This is a genomic window from Vibrio sp. L5-1 (genome assembly GCF_021728315.1).
Lineage (GTDB): Bacteria > Pseudomonadota > Gammaproteobacteria > Enterobacterales > Vibrionaceae > Vibrio > Vibrio splendidus_K.
This window is the reverse complement of the sequence record NZ_JAKKCQ010000003.1, coordinates 678,193-701,001: the sequence shown is the minus strand read 5'-3', so window position 1 is coordinate 701,001 and position 22,809 is coordinate 678,193. Positions and strand designations below refer to the sequence as shown.

General features: G+C 45.3%; 4 protein-coding genes. 1 reads left to right on the top strand and 3 read right to left on the bottom strand.

What is annotated here, in order from left to right; genetic code table 11:
* Positions 1 to 81: 81 nt before the first annotated feature.
* The 3 genes from L3V35_RS15455 to speA all read right to left on the bottom strand — a co-directional run bounded on the left by L3V35_RS15455 (position 82) and on the right by speA (position 21,513).
* Positions 82 to 18,015, bottom strand: coding sequence for a retention module-containing protein (locus tag L3V35_RS15455; RefSeq protein ID WP_237300204.1), 17,934 nt, complete (start codon positions 18,013 to 18,015; stop codon positions 82 to 84).
* Between the two features lie 664 nt (positions 18,016 to 18,679).
* Positions 18,680 to 19,606, bottom strand: coding sequence for an agmatinase (speB, locus tag L3V35_RS15450; RefSeq protein ID WP_054547402.1), 927 nt, complete (start codon positions 19,604 to 19,606; stop codon positions 18,680 to 18,682).
* Positions 19,606 to 21,513, bottom strand: a complete 1,908-nt coding sequence (speA, locus tag L3V35_RS15445; protein ID WP_054547441.1) for an arginine decarboxylase — start codon at positions 21,511 to 21,513, stop codon at positions 19,606 to 19,608. Before speA ends, speB begins: the two co-directional genes overlap by 1 nt.
* A gap of 424 nt (positions 21,514 to 21,937) precedes the next feature.
* Between speA and L3V35_RS15440 the strand changes: the two genes are divergently transcribed.
* The gene (locus L3V35_RS15440) at positions 21,938 to 22,642 is read left to right on the top strand and encodes a methyltransferase domain-containing protein (protein WP_054547401.1); all 705 of its coding nucleotides are present in this window, start codon (positions 21,938 to 21,940) and stop codon (positions 22,640 to 22,642) included.
* The last annotated feature ends 167 nt before the right edge of the window (positions 22,643 to 22,809 follow it).

The following is a 22,809-nucleotide window of genomic DNA, read 5'->3' as shown; positions in this document are numbered from 1 at the left end:
CGTTATGGTTTGATAGTTCGCTTCTAATCACTATCGTGCCCTTAACTATCGGACACTTAACTAGCGCTCACCTATTTAACTTTAACCGTGAGTGATGACATTCTGCTGTACTAACGCATCCAGAATGTCTGACGGCATGGTGCTGCTTAGCGTCAACTGAGGTGCAAGATCTTCAACCACAATCACCTGTTCCGTGGTACCTAAACCATCAGACTTGATCGTAAGCTCAATATCATCCCCTTCCACTTTCGCGTCTATCTGTTGCAGTAACGCCGTCATGTCTGGAGATGTGTTCTTCAGCTCTGGCAATACTTCGCGCAAGTCGATCTGGTCACCTTCAGATAGGCTGAAATCGGTAATGGTGTCTTCAACGCCATCTTCGATATTAAGCCATACGAACGAGTCCATACCATCGTCACCGGTTAGAATATCTGAACCACCGCCGCCAATCAGTGTGTCGTTACCATCACCGCCAACAAGCGTATCGTCACCCGCGCCACCTTCCAGTCGGTCATTTCCAGAACCCGCAGTTAGGTCAGTCGCATTCGCGCTAGCCAATAGTTGAATGTCGTCAGTTTCCGAAGCCAGATTAATATCGACCGCGTCAGACACAATATTCAGGTTAAGGTCGATTGAAGCTGATGTCGCCGTATCGTTGTTGTCAGTCTCTTCAGAAACCGCCTCAACTTTAAGCGTGTAACTACCCGGAGTTTGAGAAAGCCCTACCGCCTGCAAGCTATCGATCGCATCTGCCGTTGCCACCCAAACACCACCACCGAGATCGGTCACAGAACCAACTTCACTGGTGATTTGAGCACCAGCAGGCACATCACTGATATGTAGCGTTAGCTCCTCAGTAATGTCCGTTAAGGCAGCGATAATTCCAACCAAAGGAATGCCACTCGCACTGACTGACTGACTCGCGGTAATATTTCTCACGTAATTAGACGCAGTATCAACCGACAAGGTTGGTGCATTCGCGACTGGCGTCACCGCGATATTGTAAACCACAGGCGTCGTCTCTATCGCAATACCCGAAGGGTTTCCGCTGTCTTTGGCGACAACTTCTAAGCCAATGCTATTGGTTGGAGACAGGCTCGCATCAAGGTAGACACCGTTTGGACTGGTTGGCGTATCAATCAGCGCATTTAGGTCACTCAGAGTGCCAACTAAGATAACCGAACCGGTGTTGTTGCCGTTGACCATCACCGTCGTCACTGCCGGAAGTGATACATTCAATGTACCGTAATCTACAGTCAGCGTGACGGTCATGAGATCATCAGAAAATGTATCAACATAATCAGGGTCACTGACATTGATGCCACTCAATAGCTGACCAGAATCCTCATCAATAATCGTAGTGACACTGTCACCATTAACAACAGGTGTATCGTTCACTCCGTCGACAATCGCGGTGATCTCTGCAGTATCCGTTAGGAAGTCATTAGCGCCGTTGGTGGTACCATCATCTTCGATGGTATAGGTGAACTTAACGTTACCATTGTATTCATCAGCCGCCGTAAATATCCAGTACGGGCCAGAAATCATAGCGTCATCAGCACCACCTACGTTCTCAAAGCGCTGTAACTGGCCTTGGCCTTCATCGAGCACCAGATTAGTCACGGTAATCGTGTCATTTTCCGGGTCGCTTGTCGCAGTAATTAAGTCGCCCTCTTTAATGATCAACTGACCTTCTTCAAGGATGTTTCCTAAGTCGATATCCGTTGCCACCGGCTGATCATTCACTTCCGTGACGATCAGGCTTATTTCAGCGCTATCGGTTAAGAAATCATCCACACCGTTAGTTGTACCGTCATCAGTAATTGAGTAGTTGAATTTGACGTCACCGTTAAAGTCGTTGTCAGCTATGAACAGCCAGAATGGCCCGGTAATCGCTGCATTATCAGCGCCACCAGCATTTTCAAAGCGCGTTAGTTGGCCTTGTCCATAAGTCAGAGTTACACCTGTTACCGTTAAGTTGTGGTTTTCTGGATCAGAGCTTGCTGCAATCAAATCACCTTCAACAATGACGATTTGGCCATCTTCAGCAATCGAACCTAAATCAACGTCTGTCGCGACAGGTGCATCATTCACTTCCGTTACGACGAGGCTGATTTCAGCATTGTCAGTTAAGAAATCATCCACACCGTTGGTCGTACCATCATCAATAATCGAATAACCAAGCTTAACATCACCATTAAAATCATTGGCTGCCGTGAATATCCAGAATGGGCCTGTAACCGTAGCGTTGTCAGCACCACCTGCGTTCTCAAAGCGCTGTAATTGACCTTGACCTTGAGTAAGAGTCACGCCCGCTACTGTTAGGTTATGATTTTCTAAATCAGAACTTGCTGTAATCAAATCACCTTCAACAATCACAAGTTGACCCTCCTCGGCAATCGAGCCCAAATCAACATCGGTAGCGACCGGAGCGTCATTCACTTCTGTCACTTTAATGGTGAAAGTAGTTTGATTGGTTTGAGCGGTATTCGGATCACCCGCGTCAATCAGACCGTTATTACCACCGTCATCAAGCGTTGCATTGATCGTAACCAACCCATTCTGATTAAGGTAGTTCTGGTCAAGGTCTGGTTTGAATGTCACAGCCCCATTGGTCAAAGCGGTATTGATGTCAGCTTCTTTACCTGTAATCACAAGCGAGCCATCAGCCTGCAATACAAACGACACGTCAGGTGAGCTAGTGAACTCAAACACACCCTGTGCACCCGGCAGTGTTTGGTCGACTTTAAGCGTCAGTTCATACGGAGCATCTGGATTATCAAAGTTTGCGTCGACGTCGTAGATACTAAAGTTGTCGATGGCAACACTGATGTCTTCCGATGTTTCAATGTTGGTCACATTCACAAAGATCGGTTGATCGTTAATAGGATCAATCACCAGATCGACATCGAAGCTGGTTGGCGTACCTAAGTATTCGGTGTTGTCAGCGTCAGTATCTACTGAACGTACCGTAATCTGCAGTGGACCATTGATACCCAGTACATTGCCTGTATCACTATTATGTTCTCCAGAATTGAATACGATCTTATCGAGCGACTGTGCAGGAACATCAAGTGTCCAAAGCTGCGTCGCCGGATCGTAGCTAGCCAATGTCGTGCCATCTGGATAGAAAATAGAAGCATCTTGAGGAACACCCGCCACTTCAACTCGAAGCGTTTCGGGCGCATTCTCGGTATACGTCCCGCTTCCTGTTGCAGACAATTCTTTGTCCAAAATAGTCGCATTGATTTCGATATCAATGTTTTGGCCTTCATTGCCTGTCACAGAATCGGTTGGGTTGGTATCAACATCATCACCAACAGGTACCACATGCAGTTTGAAGCTTGGCAAGTTTGCCGCCGCAGTAGGCACACCCAGCAACGATTCTTGAGTGAAGACTTCCACACCAAACTCAGCGGTACCACTGAAGTTTTTAGGCGGCAAGATCGAAATCTCACTTAAATCGAATGACAACCCCGAAGCTTGAGGCAGTTGAACACTCCACTCTCCATTACCATTATTTTTCACGGTATATGTCGAGCCTGGATCTGCACGCATTTGGAAGCCATCAGGGACATCTGTAAACTTAATCGACACAAACTGTTCTGAACCATCAAGGTCAGTCAGTGCAATCGATACAGGCCCTGTACCCGACAGAGAGATGAGCTGGTCTTCGTTGCCAGTAATCTCGATAACATCCGGATCGCTACCCGGTCCAGTGACAGACACGTCATCGACCACAGGAACGACTTCAAAGCTGACACTTGTAGAAAAAGTATCGGAGTCTGTTGCCGTACCCGCAGGAGAAGCAGGATCATTATAGGTTGCTGTATCTGTGACTGTTCCGCTGACATTAACTTTAACTTGATTGATGTCATTACTCGTTGGGTAGTTTGTTACAGCTCTAAAGAGCACATTATCTAGAGCACCTGCCGCTATTTCAGCCTGATTAAACGTGACAGATGTACCTAATGAGGTACCCGTATTGTCATAGAATGCACCAATAGAAGGGTCGTCCAACGTTAAAGTAATGGACGTAAACTCTTCTTGACCACCTTCGACGCCTGAAACTTGATCCGAAATGGTCGAGTTGAAGTCGAGCTGAATATAGGTGTCTTCGTAACCCACCGGATCTTGCCCAGCTTGACCGTCGGTATCAACAGGATTAAAGGCATCATCAAGAGAACCCACGACATTCACCTCAATCGTTGGATCCGTCTCAGCATCTGGTGCGACTTTGATGATAACTTCAGTCACTAAAGTCTTCTCATCGCCAGATTGTAAATCTTTGGTCACTATGGTCATTGGCAACCTAAAGTCACCAGAGTAGTTTGGTGGCAGATTCAATAACAAACCCGATGAATCGACGGTTACGCCCTGTTCGACAGTCGTCTCGTAAACATATTTTCCGTTCACAAAGTCAACATCACTTGTTCCCGACAGGCTAATTGGGAATGATGTTGTAGCATCAATGACCAGAGTACCATCAATGATCACCGTCACTTGGTCAGTAGAATCATCGCGACCCGTCAAGCTCAAAATGCCGTTGAGTGCCGCGCCGAGATCAAGCTGAGTATCCTCAACGGCGTCGATAACACTGTCTGGCACAATCGCAATATCTGCAGCAACTTTGTCAGGTGCCGTCAGCACCTCAGGATAAGAAAGCGTTACCTCTCCGGTGCGTTGCACTTGGGCGGACGTTTCATTGTTAGCATCACCAGGATCTGATACCAAAGTGAAAATTGTCATCTTGATATCATTGAAATCAGTAGCGACATCGTCCGCATCATTGGCAGGAGTGAAATCTAATCCATTGGGCGCACTGACGCTAAAGGCATCTTCATTGGTCACAACCCAACGGCCACCGCCTTCGTAAGAGGCGCCAGTTACTAAAAGTTGCCCTAAGATATCATCAGATAACGCGCTTCCGTCGGTGTTAGTCAACTGAACAATCACTTCGTCGACTTGCTCTTCTACTGTGCTTAAATCCGTTTCTTGGTATCGGACGACGTATTCACCGTCCCAGATTTCGTCTCCGTTAATATCAGTCGTTTGGTTATCACTGTTGGTTGTAAATTTAATTACGCCATTAGCGTCAGCCGTAATCGTAGTCAGATCTCCAGAGCCATCTTCGTTTGAAACAACAATCTTGTTGTCGGCATCTCCAGGCTCAACGACAGGCCGCACGACAACATTAATCGTACCGGTGATCGTCGCCGTTACAATGCCTTGCCCAGGGTTTGAAGCATCGACATATTCATGATCTCGCTCTTCAATCATTACCACAGTATCGAGTGTAAAATCAGCACTGGAATCTTGAGCTGGCGTTATTTGAATAAAGTTATTATTCAGCGCGATCTGAGTAAACTCTTCAGCAGTTTGACCGCTCTTCGGAGTAATCGTCAAAGTACCTGCTACTGCATTGTAAACCCAAGTTACATCGCCATTAACCACAACACTTTCAACATCCGTTGGAATGTCACTGATGACAATAGAAGTGAAATGCTCATCATCATCAATATAGTCAGTACCCTCTGGGTGCCAGTCAATGTTGATCGCGGTATCTTCATCACCATTAGTAACCGTGTTGTACGTCGCAGAGGTATCGATTCTAGGTTCGACTAGCACTCGAATTTCCTGATCAAACGTAAGCGTGTGACCATCATTCTCAGTCACAATCACTTTACCTTGAATGTGAATATTCTCAGTTGAAGAGTCGACAGGTCTGATGCGAATGCCTGAAGTTTTACCCGCCTCAGTAATGTTCGCTTCGTAGATAGGTTTGGATAAGTCAGGGCTGCCACCCGGACCAGTTTCGTAGCCGACGAAGTTAAGGTCAATAATTGTACCGTCCCCATCTTCCAGAACAACGCCGTCAGGAATACCCGAGAGAATAACAGTTATGGACTCGGAACCGTCGTCAGGTAATGGTGTCGTACCTGTATCTGGTCTTCTCTCTCCCGACAACACGGTGAAATCAAGCTCAGCAAAGGTATCACCATTTTGGCTCTCTTGAATCGTGGTTTGAACACCAGATGTAGTGCCATCTGTAATTGCGATCCAATCGGTACCATTGGTACCACCATAAGGAGTATCAGCAACACCTTTAACTTCTACGTTAACCGTTTTAGTACCCAGTATTTCTTCATCGACTTGCGCACCTGAAGAAAGGTTCGCGGTGTCTTTAACCACACCGGTGACATCGAAAGTAAAATCCACATTGCTGTGTTTGGTTGGAACAACTTCAACGTTAGCCAAATCGGAATACGCGATTTCTTGGTAATCCACACCATTAATCGTGATGGTCGGAACGACTGTCGTGGTGCCTAAGAAGTAAAGCACTGCTCCTTCCGTAACATTACTGATGCGCACAAACAGTTCTTCAGAACTGTCAGAATCGACCGAACCTGTCATGGTGATGACTTCGTCTAACGTGAACGCATCTTTATTGTCCAAAGGACCAATGTAATCAGGGTTATCGATGTTGTCTTCGTTGATCTGGATACGACTCACACTGAATTTACCCGGGTCGGCGTCAGCAGTGGCATCAATAATGATATTTTGCTCTACAGAACGAGCCGTCGTCTTATCGTTTGCTCCACCGTTGGCTGAATCATCGTATGGGTTAAGCGTCTCTTCCGTAATTGCCGTCGCTTTGAACTCAATCTGGCCTGAGAAGTTATCAATAGGGTTAACTACAGTGCTATTGATATCAGCAGATGCGATGATATAAACACCATTAACGGGCGTTAACACATTGCCATTTTGATCAAGTAGCTCAAACTTCCCGTCGCCTTGAACTGCTTCAAGTTCATAGGTAATCGTCTCAGTATTACTGTTATCTTGCGACTCTGCGTTCAGCTGCAACGTGACATTGTCTTCATCTTCGTTGACTTGATACTGATACGTGCTGTTGGAATCATCCCAAGTCGCAATATCCGCTACCGCTTCAATCTCGATTCTGAAGTTTGAGTTAATGGTGTGCTCCGTAGTGCCATTTTTCTCAATTTCAAGCTCATAACGAACTCGCCCACCAGTTTCATCCGAACTAGCGTGTTGGTCTGGAACAAAGAACAGGTTGTCTATCGTCGCGATAGTTTGTCTTGGTTCACTCGGGTTTGGAGCGAAGCTTTGTTCGAGTTCAGGAGAGCCAAATATAATGCTCCCATTTGACTCAGGCACTAATTCAATGTAGTCAGCACCATCAAAGTAATAAAAAGTACCTTGGTGACTATCACCTCCGTTCGGGCTTTTAATCGTCAACTGGCCAATAGATTCAGCGTTATCTTGGTCATACAGACTAACTTGCAGCGCAACTTGAGCTGGTGCATTAGGCAAGCCATTTTGGTTATCTTGAACATTCTCAAGAGTCGGCTCATCGCCTGTTGCGTAAGGTATGGTTGAGTCTCTACCCGCATCCTCGAAGGTCGTCACTTTCAGCGCAATTCTTGTAGAATCCCTATCAGTAATCGTAATATCTAACGGTGTTTCAGAGGTGTCTAAATCGCCATCCGTCGCAATCACGTTAATCGAGAAGTCGATAGTGTCTAGGCCGTCATGATCGAGATAGCCGTTAGCTTTGAATTCGACCTCACCATTTGAGTTGATGCGTAAAGTACCAAGCTGCCTTTCCTGAGTACCACCATTGCCATCATCGGTTTGCTCATAAACGCGGATAATTCGACTTCCGCTTTGAAGATTCAATGCGTCACTGTAATCAGTCGCATTACCTCTTTGGAAAACAATATCTGCACCATTATTTGAGATACCCTCAATTCGACTCAGTACCGCACCATCAGCCCCCACATCCGTCGCATTAGCAAACATGTCGACTTTAGAGTTGTTGTAACCCTGCCCTTCAAGACGAGTAATCGATTGAGTTGTCACCAACGGAACATCATCAGTAACCGTGATTTTTAGATCAATCGCGTTTGATTGGTCTTGATCAAAATCTTCAGCCACGACCGAGAAATCAAGTTCGATGTTATTTTCGTCGGCACCATCAGGGTGTTCAAGCGGTTTAAACAATTCAAATTGATAGCTGTTATCTGACGTATCAAAAATAATATCGAAAACAGGCACTTGACCTGTGGCAGTTTGAGCAACGTAAGTAAACGTACTGCCTGATACAGAAACAGGTAACCACTCTAAGCTTTCGCCGTCTGAAGTTAAGCCACTAAGCACTAGGTCTTCATCAACAAGCTCATACTTCACAACGCCATCGACACCTTCATCGACTGTGAACAATCCATTGATGATGGTGTCTTCAGATTGATCGGAACCAATGCCAGTAAGATCGTCTTCATCAACAACCGTTTCACCAGTCGGCGCCGTCATTACCGGTACATCATCAATAACTTCGATGGGTAATTTATACTGGTTGGAATCATCACCATCACTGTCAACAGCCACTACATCAAAGGAGATAGGCAGCTTATTTCTCGCCTCTGAGCTAGGCTCATGATCTAGAGGACCAAGTAAGGTAAATGTGTATGACCCATCGTTACCCAAAGCAAGAGTAAAAATCGGTGTTCCACTTGTGGTGGTTCCTTGATAGGTGGTTGTGTTCGCTGCTCCAGAGATCTCAGTAATCGAAATTGCTTCACCACTTGAGGTAAGCGTAGTTTCTAGAGTCGCTATATTACGTAGTTCGTAAACCTCGACTTGATCTGCACCTTCTGTGGTTACAAACGAACCCGTCGCTTGTGCCAGAGTGCCCAAATCATCTTCATCAACCACAAACGTACTGGCGCCGGTGGTGTCAGTAATGGTTGGTACATCATCAGTAATGGTCACCGTAAGAGGCTTCAGCGCTGAATCAGTGTTGTCTTTGTCGACGGCTATAACTGGCAAGGTGAAGATTTGATCATTGTTACCTTGTACAGACAGGTGATCTAACTCTTCCAACAAGGTGAATGTGTACTCTCCTAGAACCACGCTGCTAAACGTGATGGTAAAGATATCCGTTTGGACACCGCCGCTTTCAACGTAACCAATATAATTATCGCTGTTCAGAGGATCTTCTTTTAGCTGAACCACCAAACCGTCCGCTTTCAGATCGCCAGACGTGTTGAACTGAGTGGCATCAATGCGGAAGTAGCTAACATCATCACTTCCTACTGTGAAAGTAATGATTTCAGTTTGGCTCACAGGTAAGCCCGGTGAAGAACCATCAATCAAGTTTGCTTCAGCCAACGCGACAGTCGGTACGGTGTCGATAGTTGGTGGCGCGCCATCGGCAATAGTTAACGTCACTGTAGATGTCACGATATCGCCATCTTTATCTTCAGATGTCACCGTAATGGTCTTGACGATATCGCCACCTGAGTGGTCTAGATTGCGGTTAGGTTCAAAACGTACATCACCTTCGAGTGTGATAAACAAAGAACCTTCTGCAAATACAAATTCTTGCTCACCAGTGTTCGTTTGTACCAAGGCTGTTTCAACTTGATTGTCATACACAAATTTAGTGACTGTCGCGCCATCTGCACTTTGCGCAGGCATCACATCAAACGTTGTTGTGGTCGGCGTGCCCGAGCTTGGCTCTGTGATGCTAAGAGCACCAGATTGCATCAATTGAACGTCATCACTGATGGTCACAGAAAGCGGTTTAGACGCTGAAATATCGCCATCGGTGTCTTGTGCATACACCGACAAGTCAAAGCTGAGATCGTTGTTTCCTAAGCCATCAACGTGATCCAAACGCTCAAGCAGCGTAAAGGTATACTGGCTAGGATTAGTATCATCAAAATCTAGGGTGAATATGATTTTCTCACCACCCGAACCATCCGTCGTAAACGCAATGTAGTCGCCAGAACCCGCAGGCTCCTCACGTAAACTCAATTCAAGGCCATCAGACTTCAACACGCCGTTGGTATTAAACAGCCCAACTTCAACGACTATTTTTCCGATGTCATCACTGCTCGCTAGCGAGGTGATAGTCTGAGTCACACTGACAGGCGTTCCGCTAGGCGTCGAACCATCAGCAAGTAAGCTCTCAGACAAGCTGACGCTTGGCACAACGTTTATAGTTGGTCCATCACCATCAACAATCGTTAACGTGACCGTCGATGAAAAGGTGTCTTTATCAAAGTCTGAAGACGTGAACACAATCGATTTAACAATATCGCCCGCAGAGTGATCAAGGTTTCGATTTGGTTCGAATCTTACATCACCGGTTAGCGTGACAAACAGTGACCCCTCAGTGAAAGTAAACTCTTGCTCGCCATTGTTAGTTTGATCCAAGGTGATCGCTGAACCACCACCAAAAGTAAACTGAGCAATAGTCGCCCCATCAGCACTTGGCGAAGGCATTACATCAACGATAGCAGTGGTTGGCGAGCCAGAGTTCGGCTCTGTAATACTTAAAGTGCCATCTTGCATCTGTTGAATGTCATCTTGGATAGTAACGACGACATCACGTTTAGCCGAGTCATCACCATCGGTGTCAACCGCATAAACAGGTAGGCTGAAATCAAGGTTATTATTGAGAGCACCATCAAGGTGATCGAGTGCCTCAATCAAGGTAAATGTAAACTGAGCTTTGTTTGCACTATCAAAGCTAATGGTAAATACATCGGTAATGTTACCCATACCATCATCGGTATAACCAATGTAGTCACCAGCAGAAGAAGGATCTTCTTTTAATAGAACAACAAGACCACTTGATTTCAACAGATCGCCAGGATTGAATTCGTTGATCGCAATTCTAAAGTGACTAAAATCATCACTTCCTTCGGTGTAAGTGATTGTATGAGTCGAACTTACCGGAGAACCAGTTGGCGTAGAGCCATCCGCTAGGTTGACTTCCGATAAGTTAACATCTGGAACCACGTCAATAACCGGATCGATACCGTCTTTGATCGTTAAGGTGACATCCGCGGTATCGGTATCGTTATCAAAATCACTGGTGGTGACGACAATCGTTCTTACGATGTCACCGGATGAATGGTCGAGATCTCGGTTCGGCTCAAAACGAACCTCCCCTTCAATGGTGATGTACAGTAAGCCATCGGTTACGGTAAAGACTTGTTCTGTAGAGATGCTTGGGTCTAACGTTACAGCTGTGCCACCATCGTAAGTAAACTGTGTCACTTTCGCGCCATCAGCACTCTGCGTTGGCATAACATCAATGATTGCCGTCGTAGGTGGCGTACCCGCAGCCAAATCAGCTAATGAAGGCTCAGTGATACTCAAGGTACCATCTTGAACACCTTGTACGTCATCGGTGATCGCAACCGTCATTGGCGACATTGCAGAATCATCACCATCCGCATCAACCGCTAACACAGGGACATCGAAGCTTAGTATATTGTTTTGTAATCCATCGACATGATCTAACGCTTCAAGCAGTGTGAACGTGTATTGCCCTAAATTGCTCGTCGAGAAGCTGATCGTGAAGACGTTGGTTTCTACGTTAGAACCGTCTTTAACGAAGCCAATGTAATTACCAGAATTAGCTGGCTGCTCTTTTATCTCGACATCTAGACCGTTCGATTTCAAAGCCCCTAAAGTATTAAACTGCGTAGGGTCAATTCTGAAATGGCTTACGTCGTCACTACCCGCTGTGTAAGTAATGGTTTGTGTCATTGTCACTGGATTACCGGTTGGCGCAGAGCCATCAGCCAGATCCACTTCAGATAACGTAATTCCGGGAACAAGGTCAATAGTAGGAAGGTCACCATCAACAATCTTCAGCGTCACGGTCGATGTAACAATATCGCCATCGAGGTCAACAGACGTCACCTCAATCGACTTGGTAATATCACCACCTGCATGGTTTTGATTGCGCACCGGTTCGAAACGTATCTCACCTTCCGTCGTAATGAATACCGAACCTTCCGTGAAGACGAACTCTTGTTCACCATTCACATTCAAATCAAGACTTTCTGCAGTGTTACCGTCAAAAACAAATGAAGTGACTTTGGCTCCATCAGCACTTTGGTTTGGCATCACATCAAAAGTATTCGATGTTTCTACACTTGTTGCAGGCTCACGACTGGTGATTGTGCCGCCTTGCATCAACTGCACATCGTCGCCAATGGTCACGCCAAGCTGAGAAACTAACGAATCATCGCCATCACTATCAACCGCATACACAGGTAGATTAAAGCTTAAATCGTTGTTGCCGCGCGCATCTTGATGATCGAGAGCTTCGATTAAAGTAAATGTGTATTCGCCTAAGGTTCCGGAGTTGAAGTCCAGTGTAAATACTGTCGTCTCTACATTAGACGAACTGGTAGTAAAACCGATGTACTGACCAGAGCCTTGAGGATCTTCACGCAGTTCGACCGCTAAGCCATTCGATTTAAGTGCATCGTTGGTATTGAACTCGGTTGGTTCTAGGCGGAAACGAACCACATCGTCACTTTGGTTGGTGAAAGTAATCGTCTGTGTTGAGCTGACCGCGCCGGCGCTTGGAACCGAACCATCCGCTAAGTTTGTTTCTGAGAGAGTAACGCTTGGCACAGCACCAATGGTTGGAATGTCACCATCGGTAATGGTTAGCGTAACGGTTGAGGTCACAGGATCGTTATCAAAATCACTTGAAGTTACCACTATCGACTTCACGATATCTTCGTTGGTCGTGTGGTCAAGGTCACGAGTAGGTTCAAAGCGCACTTGGCCTTGAATAGTGATGAATAACTCACCTTCGGTAAAACTAAACTGCTGCTCGCCTACGATGCTTTGATCGAGTGTTTTGACAATACCGCCAAATGAGAATTCAGTGATTGTCGCACCATCGGCACTCTGATTTGGCATCACATCAATGGTGTTGGTTGTGATTGTTCCGTCTGCAAGATTTGGCTCAGTGATATCTAACGTACCGTCTTGCATGATTTGGACATCATCACCAATGGTCACATTGAGTTGAGACACCAGTGAATCATCGCCATCACTGTCGACAGCGTAAACAGGCAGGCCAAAGCTTAAGCTGTTATTCGCAAGGCCATCTACATGGTCTAACGCTTCCAGTAAGGTAAAGGTGTACTCACCTAGCGTGGTTGCCGAGAAACTAATGGTAAACACTGGAACTTCAGCGTTCGAACCATTGGTAATAAAACCGATGTAAGTACCCGGATTAGCAGAGTCTTCTTTTATCTCGACCGCAAAACCGTTCGATTTTAGTGCACCACCGACATTGAACTCTGTTGGTTCAATACGGAAGTTAGTCACATCATCACTCTGATTAGTAAAGCTAATCGTCTCGGTTTGACTTACTGCGCTACCGCTCGGGCTAGAGCCATCGCTAAGGTTAGTTTCAGATAGAGTAACACTCGGCACTGCATCGATGGTTGGGATATCACCATCGGTAATCGTCAGCGTAACCGTTGCTGTCACTGGATCGTTATCGAAGTCACTTGAAGTCACCATAATCGACTTCACGATGTCTTCGCTGAGCGTGTGGTCTAAATTACGATTTGGTTCAAAGCGAACTTCACCTTGCAATGTGATGAACAGTGAACCTTCAGCAAAGACAAACTTTTGTTCACCCGTATCGTTTTGATCGAGCGTTATTACCGCCCCGCCATCGTAAGTAAACTGAGTGATTGTCGCGCCATCGGCACTTTGACTAGGCATCACATCAACAGTAGCTGTCGTCGGAGTACCTGCAGCCAAATCAGCAACCGTTGGCTCAATAATATTAAGCGCTTGGTTTTGCATGACCTGTACATCATCACCAATGGTCACATTCAGTTGAGACACCAGTGAATCATCACCATCGCTATCAACCGCATAAACAGGAAGATCAAAAGTCAGATCATTCTTCACTAAGCCATCTACATGATCCAACGCTTCAAGCAGGGTGAAGGTGTATTGACCTAAATTGGTATCCGAGAAGCTAATCGTAAACACGTTAGTTTCAACGTTCGAACCATCAGTCACAAAACCGATGTAGCCACCCGGTGTAGTTGGGTCAGCTTTCAGTTCGACCGCCAATCCGTTCGATTTCAGAGCACCACCAACATTAAAATCAGTCGGTTCAATACGGAAACTCGTCACGTCATCACTTTGGTTAGTAAAGGTAATGGTTTGAGTTGAACTTACCGCACTTGCATTCGGAGCAGATCCGTCGCTCAGATTCGTTTCTGACAGAGTAACGCTTGGCACCGTGTCAATCGTTGGGATATCGCCATCAGTAATGGTTAGCGTTACCGTTGAAGACACAAGATCGCTATCGGAATCACTTGAAGTTACGACTATCGACTTCACGATATCGCCACCAGTATGGTCAAGGTTACGACTTGGTTCGAAACGAATATCGCCTTGCAGAGTGATATATAATGCCCCATCAGCAACCACGAACTTCTGCTCACCTGTATCGTTTTGATCAAGCGTTAATACCGCCCCACCATCATAAGTGAACTGAGTAATGGTCGTGCCATCAGCACCTTCTTCATCAAGTACATTAACGGAAGCTGTCGTCGGAGTACCTGCTGCCAAATCTGCAACCGTTGGCTCTTCAATTGTGAGAGAGTCATTAACCATCACTTGAATATCATCAGTGATAGTTACAGCCAGTGGCGACATTAGCGAATCATCACCGTCGCTATCAACCGCGTAGACTGGCAAGTTGAATGTTAGATCGTTATTGCCTTGAACAGGCGTGTGGTCAATCGCTTCCAGAAGCGTGAAGGTGTACTCACCCAAAGTGGTACTGCTGAAATCGAGTGTAAACACAGTGGTTTCGACATTCGAAATATCGGTCGTGAAACCAATATAATTACCTGAACCTGTTGGTTCTTCTCGAATCTCAATGATTAAGCCATCGGACTTGAGCGCGTTGTTGGTATTAAATTCACTTGGCTCTAAACGGAATTTCTCAACGTCATCACTTTGATTAGTGAAAGTGATGGTTTCCGTTTGACTGACTGCGCTGCCACTTGGCGATGAGCCGTCAGTTAAGTCCGCTTCTTCAAGTAAAACGCTCGGTACCACATCAATAATCGGATTGTCACCATCAGTAATGGTTAGCGTAATGGTTGAAGTCACCGGATCGTTATCGAAGTCGCTTGAAGTCACTACTATCGACTTCACGATGTCTTCGCTAACAGAATGGTCTAGATCGCGATTAGGTTCAAAGCGCACTTCCCCTTCAAGGGTGATAAACAACTCACCTTCAGTGAAACTGAACTGCTGCTCACCTGAAATACTTTGATCCAGTGTGTTTACGACACCGTCATAAGTGAACTGAGTGATCGTCGCGCCATCGGCACTTTGGTTTGGCATGACATCAATAGTGTTGGTTGTCACCGTACCATCGGCCAAATTTGGTTCAACGATATCTAATGTGCCATCTTGCATGATTTGGACATCATCACCAATGGTCACATTAAGCTGAGACACCAATGAATCGTCACCGTCCGTATCTACCGCATAAACAGGAAGATCGAAACTCAGATCGTTGTTATCTAGACCATCCACATGGTCTAACGCTTCAATTAGAGTAAAGGTGTATTCGCCTAGTGTGGTCGTAGAGAAACTAATGGTGAATACAGGAACTTCAGTATTCGAGCCATCGGTAATAAAACCGATGTAAGTTCCCGGATTAGCAGAGTCTTCTTTTATCTCGACCGCAAAGCCATTCGATTTCAGTACTCCACCCAAATTGAACTCGGTTGGCTCAATACGGAAACTCGCCACATCATCACTTTGATTGGTAAAGGTGATGGTCTCAGTTTGACTGACTGCGCTGCCGCTTGGCGCTGAGCCGTCACTAAGGTTGGTTTCGGATAAAGTGACAGGTGGAATCAGATCTATAGTTGGGTTCTGACCATCTGTAATACTTAACTTAAGCGTTGATGTATCAGTATCGCCATCACTATCTTCGGCCAAAAATGAAAACTGTTTGACGATGGTTTCACTGCTTGTATGGTCAATATCACGAGCCACTTCAAAGCTAAAATTACCATTCAATGAGATAGTGACCACACCCTCCGTAAAACTGAAGGTTTGATCAGCATCAGGTAATAAACTTTGATCTAACGAATAGTCAACACCGTCGAAGTTGAACGATTGAATTGTCGAACCATCGGCGCCTTCGAAATTGAATAGGTTATACGAAACAACGGTATCGCCCGCTAAGGTCGGCTCGGTGACTGATTCAACCTTATCAACTAACTCAACGACATCGTCTTTAACATTGACTAGGATCTCAGCGGCTTCTGGTGTGTTCGAACCTCCAGACAATGCAGAGCGATCACCATCCGCATCAACGGCATAAATTGGCAATGCAAAGGTCAGCAGCTCATCTTCAGCGCCTTGATGTAAAAGGTCTTCATACAGATTAAATTCGTAGCTCCCTAATGAAGGGCTGTCAATTTTAACGTCAAAAACCGTAATTCTCGAACCATTGACCTCAACATAACCTTCGTAGGTTCTTACACCGTTGGTTTCATCAATCAACTCAAGTAGCACAGCCTCGCCATTTGAAACCAAGCTGCCACCAGTATTAAATTCTGCCGGCTCAAGTTCATAATGGTCAATGATGTCACTTTCAAAAATGTCCGCGGTGATACTGCCAGTGCCAGACACTGGCGCCGTGCCCTCTTGTGAGCCGCCAACAATGCCCGCTTCATCAACATCAATACTGTCAACATTAGTGATAACAGGGCTATCGCCATCAGTAATGGCAATGTTGATGGTATTGGTTACAACATCTTGGTCAAAATCAGTAATCGTGATTGGTAAAACGAACGTCAGTGAATCGGTACCCACTTGTTCTATCGGATTAGACTGCTCAAATTTATAGGTGCCATCGGTATCTAGAGAAATAGTGAGAACAACCTCACCTCGACCTTGGATGGACAAAGTAATCGTTGTTCCATCGTCAGAAAGTCTGGCAAGCGTGTTTTGATTGTCACTGAGCAACCCATCAAACTGGTCGAGTGCGCTTGCATCAAATACGGCTGATTGAAGGATATCACTACCAATATTTGAGAACGTCCCTTCAATTGTCGAGCTACTAGTTTCAACGTTAGTGATATTGACACTTTCAACAGACGGATCTATCCCGTCAAACACTGAAACCTGTGCGTTAACGAATGTTGCTAGCGGATTTCCAGCGGTGTCTACACCTTGAATATCAAAAGCAATATCTATTTGATCGCCAGTGTAAGAAACCTGACCACCGCCAACAGACGGTACATGGTCAATCGGCAGAGAAATCGTTGTGGTTAGAGAAAGCTCAATGTTATTACCAACACTGACGGCATCAATATCGATACGTAATACTTCGTCGGTACCTTGAACACCAACGATAGAATTAGTCGCCGCGTCATACGTGAAGGTGACGGGCTGACCACTTGAAGTAATGTCGGTGTTTAATTCACTAAGCAGTGAAGCTAGGGATAGCGTTTCTGGTACGAAAGAGTCAGGAGCGAGAGCTAAACTACCAGCAATAATCGTTTCTGTGGTTGTTATAGATTGGGGATAAGTATTGCCAGATATGGAGCCTTCAGTCAGTGTTTCACTGATTGATTGACCACCCGAGGAACGAGTGATCGACCTGAATTCTTCTCTGTCTTCATCAACGGTTTGTTCTGCTAAACCAGCGGTCTCAAAGAATGTCGATGGATGAGTTTCTGTATAGTTATAATCAATCGTCACAAAGCCGGCATTCGCAGAGCCTAGTCCGCCACCAGCCGCTGTTGCCTCTAAGATTTGAGTCGGATCGGCACCACCTAAAATAGCTTCTTGGATTGCAGTAAATTCATCATCATCAAAATCTCCAGCATCGGCTTGCTGTAAGTCAAAATTAACTTCTCCAGCGATCGGAGCATCAGCCCACGCTAAATCTTGATCAACACAGCCAACACAATTGCTTGCCACCTCAGTGACACCGTTTGGGGTACCTAATACAAGCTCTGCTTGGTTGGCAGTGATAACAATCTCGTTTTCACGAATAATATCTCCAGCTGAAATTTTTCGTGCGCTTCCGTCAGACTTAACCGCAATGACTTCTCCACTCACTACCTCTACAACTGCAGCTTGGCGCGAAACTTCAATACCCATATATCCCCCGAGGTCACAAAATGCTGTATTGCCCAACATCGTGAAAATGATAGTAATAACGGTTTCAGGCTTAAATTATATTCAGAACTTATTCTCTTCATTAACAATCAATTACGTAGACTGATGTATGTGATGAGTCAGTTCCGTTTCGCCTGTTTTTTTTATAGTTTACTTAACCTTAAGCCTAGTCTTTCTTATCCGAAATGTCATGTGTGTGCGAAGTGACTTCTTTTCACAAATCTAGGCATTCACTTTAGTTTGTTCATGGACTAAGCAAAAGTTTATAGGGCGCTGATTTATATGCAATAAAATGCACAAATTAATTACACCTCAAATTTTTATAAATATATACAGTAATAAAGTTGATAAATCATTAGGGTTTATAGGCAATTAATAAGGTCGAGATATACCTAAACCCCAAAGAAGAACCAAATCCCATATTTGAGACAAGGTTCAGCACAAAGCTGATGAGAAACTGTTCAAACACCGTATATATGGCGTCAATTACATATACAACTATTGGAGTATTGAATGGGTATGCAGGGGCAATGAGTAGAAGTTGCAAATGGATATTTCGAGGTATCCCAAAAAAAGCCCACTAAGTTGAACCTTAGTGGGCTTTAAAATCAGTATATAGCGTTATGCTGTTAGCAATGACACACTATTATTTAGCGAGGCGGTTCGCCGTCCAAACGTAAAGCAGCTCGAGAGCAATCGTCGCACCAGCCAATGCTGTAATCTCGCTTTGGTCATACGCTGGAGAAACTTCTACAACGTCCATACCAACCATGTTGATGCCTTGTAGGCCACGGATGATTTTCAGCACTTTATCTGAATTCAAACCGCCGCATACTGGTGTGCCCGTACCCGGAGCAAAAGCAGGATCCAGACAATCGATATCAAACGTTAGGTAAACAGGCTTATCACCAACAATACCTTTCACTTGGGCAATGATCTCGTCAACGCTCATGTCATTCGCTTCCATCGCGTTAATGACATTGAAGCCGTGACCTTCTTGCTTATACTCGGTACGAATGCCAATTTGCACAGAATGCTCAGGCGAGATTAAACCTTCGTTAGGCGCATGGTAGAACATGGTACCGTGATCGTAACGACTGCCCTGACTGTATGTGTCAGTGTGCGCGTCGAAGTGAATCAGCGCCATCTCACCGTACTTCTTGCCGTATGCTCTTAGCAAAGGCAATGTAATGAAGTGATCGCCACCTAAACCTAACAATGTTTTACCGCTGTTTAGAATCGCATCAGCGGCTGCTTCTAAACGCTGAGTTAAGTCTTCAGCATCACCGCAATCAAACACAAGATCGCCCGCATCAATCACCGAGGTATGTTCGAATACATTGAAGTTCCAAGGAAACTTTTTGCCTTCCCACGCCAAGTTTACCGACGCACGACGAATCGCATCCGGTCCCATACGCGCCCCCGGACGACCCGAGGTCGCCATATCTAACGGCGCGCCCAACACAACAATATCAGCATCGTTATCGATTGGATTCTGTACCAATGGGCGACGCATAAACGTCATCGCATTAGAGTACAGCGAGTAATCTGGTTTGGTAAATAGATCGTTCATTAAAAATCCTCAAGATAGGTGTAACCCATCAAGCCTTGCTCTAACTCTTCAAGTACGCTTTGCTGCTCTTGTGCTGGTACTTTCGCCGTGACCAAATCTTTGTAGTTCTGACGGATCAGATCCGTATCGATGTGAACATAACGCATCATGTCTTCAACCGTATCGCCTTCATTGATGTAATCGATGTTCGCTTCACCGCTTTCGTCAACGTTGACCACTACACTGTGCGTATCACCAAAAAGGTTATGCATATCACCCAAGATCTCTTGGTATGCGCCTACTAGGAAAAAGCCCATCAAATAAGGTTCATCTGGGTTCCATGCAGGAACTGGCAGCGTTGTTTCAATACCTTGACCATCAACGTACTGATCAATCGTACCGTCAGAATCACAGGTGATATCCAATACCACAGCGCGTCGCTCGTCCGCATTATCCAAACCACTTAGAGGTAATACAGGGAATACCTGATCGATACCCCAAGCATCTGGCAACGATTGAAACAGCGAGAAGTTCACGAAGAACTTATCAGCTAGACGCTCGCTCAACTCGTCCAAAATTGGACGGTGATAACGGTTCTTAGTGTTCATACGAGAGCTAAGTTCGTAGTTAATACGCAAAGACATCTGCTCTGCCCAAGCACGATGCTGAAGATTCAGCATGCCTGTGGCAAATTGATTATGCGCTTCTGCGATATCGCTCTGCGTGTCGTTGTAGATCTCGATCAACGCTCGATCATCGTTACCTGCATCTAGCTCTAAGAAGTTCTTCCACATGTTGTTTAGCAACATTGGTGCGTCAGCTTCAGGCGCCGCCATATCTTCCGGAGAATAGCTTTCTGTGCCAATCACGTTGGTCACAAGCACGGCATGATGCGCAGTCAACGAACGACCAGATTCAGAAATAATCACAGGTTGTGGCTGATTGTAGAGTTTACAAATGTCCCCTACTGTCATCACGATGTTACGAGCGTACTCAAGCAAGCCGTAGTTCATTGAGTTTGAAGACTGGCTGCGTGTACCGTCGTAATCCACCGCCAAGCCGCCACCGACATCGAGGTACTTCAATTGAGCACCGATATCGCGCAGTTCACAGTAGAAACGCGCCGCTTCGCTCACGCCATTTCGTACATCACGAATATTGGCCATTTGTGAACCAAGATGGAAATGCACTAACTCTAGAACGTCGAGTTGGTCTTCTGCTTTCAAGCGTTCAATAACAGTCAACACTTGTGATGCAGACAAGCCGAACTTCGACTTCTCACCACCACTTGCTTGCCACTTACCTGCACCTTGAGAAGCAAGACGAATACGCAAACCCAAACGAGGTTTCACGCCAAGCGCTTTCGCTTCAGAAAGAACAAGATCAAGCTCTGATAACTTCTCTAGAACGATAAATACTTTATGACCCAGCTTTTCGCCAATAAGCGCAAGACGGATGTATTCTCTGTCTTTGTAACCGTTACACACGATCACAGAGCTCGCTTTTTGAGCCAGCGCCAATACCGCTAATAGTTCAGGCTTGCTGCCTGCTTCTAGGCCTAGCTGCTTTTGCTCTAATTGAGCTTGGCTCGCTAAGATCTCATCAACCACTTCTTTCTGTTGGTTAACTTTAATCGGGTAAACAAGCAGGTAACGGTTGTCGTACTGATATTCGTCGACCGCTTGGTTAAATGCGTTACAGATATTGTGCACACGTTGATGCACTATTTGAGGAAAACGCACAAGAGCAGGCAAACCAATATTTCGCTGCTCTAACTGTTTTACGATCTGACTAAGCGGAACTTGATGATCGGTTTCGCTCGGTGAAACATACACCTCACCGTTATCATCAATTCCATAAAAACCTTGGCTCCAGTGCTTTACATTATACTCAGCACGGATGCGTTCCAAATTAACCGAATTTTCCAATTCTAGAGACCTCACACTATAGGGCCATCGACAGAAGATACCTCATTGGAATAGCGAGGTATAACCCAACAAAAAACGTTCAAAAACGATTTGTTGGCTGCATTAACCGATATTATTAAGAGTGAGTCCAACCATTGATATTTGTGGTTACGATTACGCTTTTTTATCGACGATCCGACTTAAAGTGACAGGTAAGGAATTACAAGGTTTTAGGCCAAAAAACAGGCTGAAGCGCATGAGATTTAAAGCACTTTCTAACATAAAAGCAGGTGAATAAAATACCAAAGACACATAAAATCCTTGGCTATTCTGGTCAAGTTAAGTCAGGGTTGTGCCAAATATAACCACTTCTCTACCACAACTCTCGCTATCACCGACATAGCTTGTATCCTGTTATTCCATGCCTATTGATGAGTGCTAAATCATGTCTGAAATGTACACCACCTACGCTAAGCAATACGACTCGGCTGCCCGCGATAATATTTACAATGCCTTACTTGAGCGTCCATCAACGATAGCTTTGCTCGATGATGTAAAAGGCATGGATATTGTCGACCTAGGTTGTGGCTCTGGCATTTACGCGCAATGGTTTATTGACCAAGGCGCAAATAAAGTGACGTGTACCGATCTCTCTCAGGATATGGTCGACTTAGTGAACGGAAAACAAATCAAAAATGTTTCCGCTTATGCTCAAGATGCTGCCCTTGGTCTGCCGAATGAAAAAGACAACAGTGCCGATGTCATCGTGTGTCCGCTAGTCTTGCATTACATTGAAGATCTAAAACCCGTCTTTGATGATATTCATCGGGTCCTTAAGCCAGGTGGTTACATTGTCTTTTCAACACACCACCCTTTTGCTGACTTTGAATGTACGATTTCTGGCAATTACTACGAACGTGAATTCATTCAAGAAGAGTGGAACACGGTAGGTACACCCGTTCAAGTGAGCTTCTACCGCCGTTCTTTAACCGAACTTTGCCAAGCGGTTACTCAATCAGGCTTGCTGATTTCAAAAATCACGGAGGGCACTATCGATGAAAAAGCCAAAGAAATTTCTGAAGCGACATACGAGCGACTGTCAAAGAACGTTAACTTTATCTTTCTCCGTTGTGAAAAAGCCCCTGCGTAATCATTAAACGCTTATTTTGGTGCCTTTGATTCCGTCAAAGGCACTCGTTATCTTCCTATCTTCTTATCTTCTTATCTTCTTATCTTCTTACAATAGCCATTATCATCCAACGTCTAACTCACTTTCCCTCAATTTCCCTTCGAAAAAATAACGTACAACTGAACAAA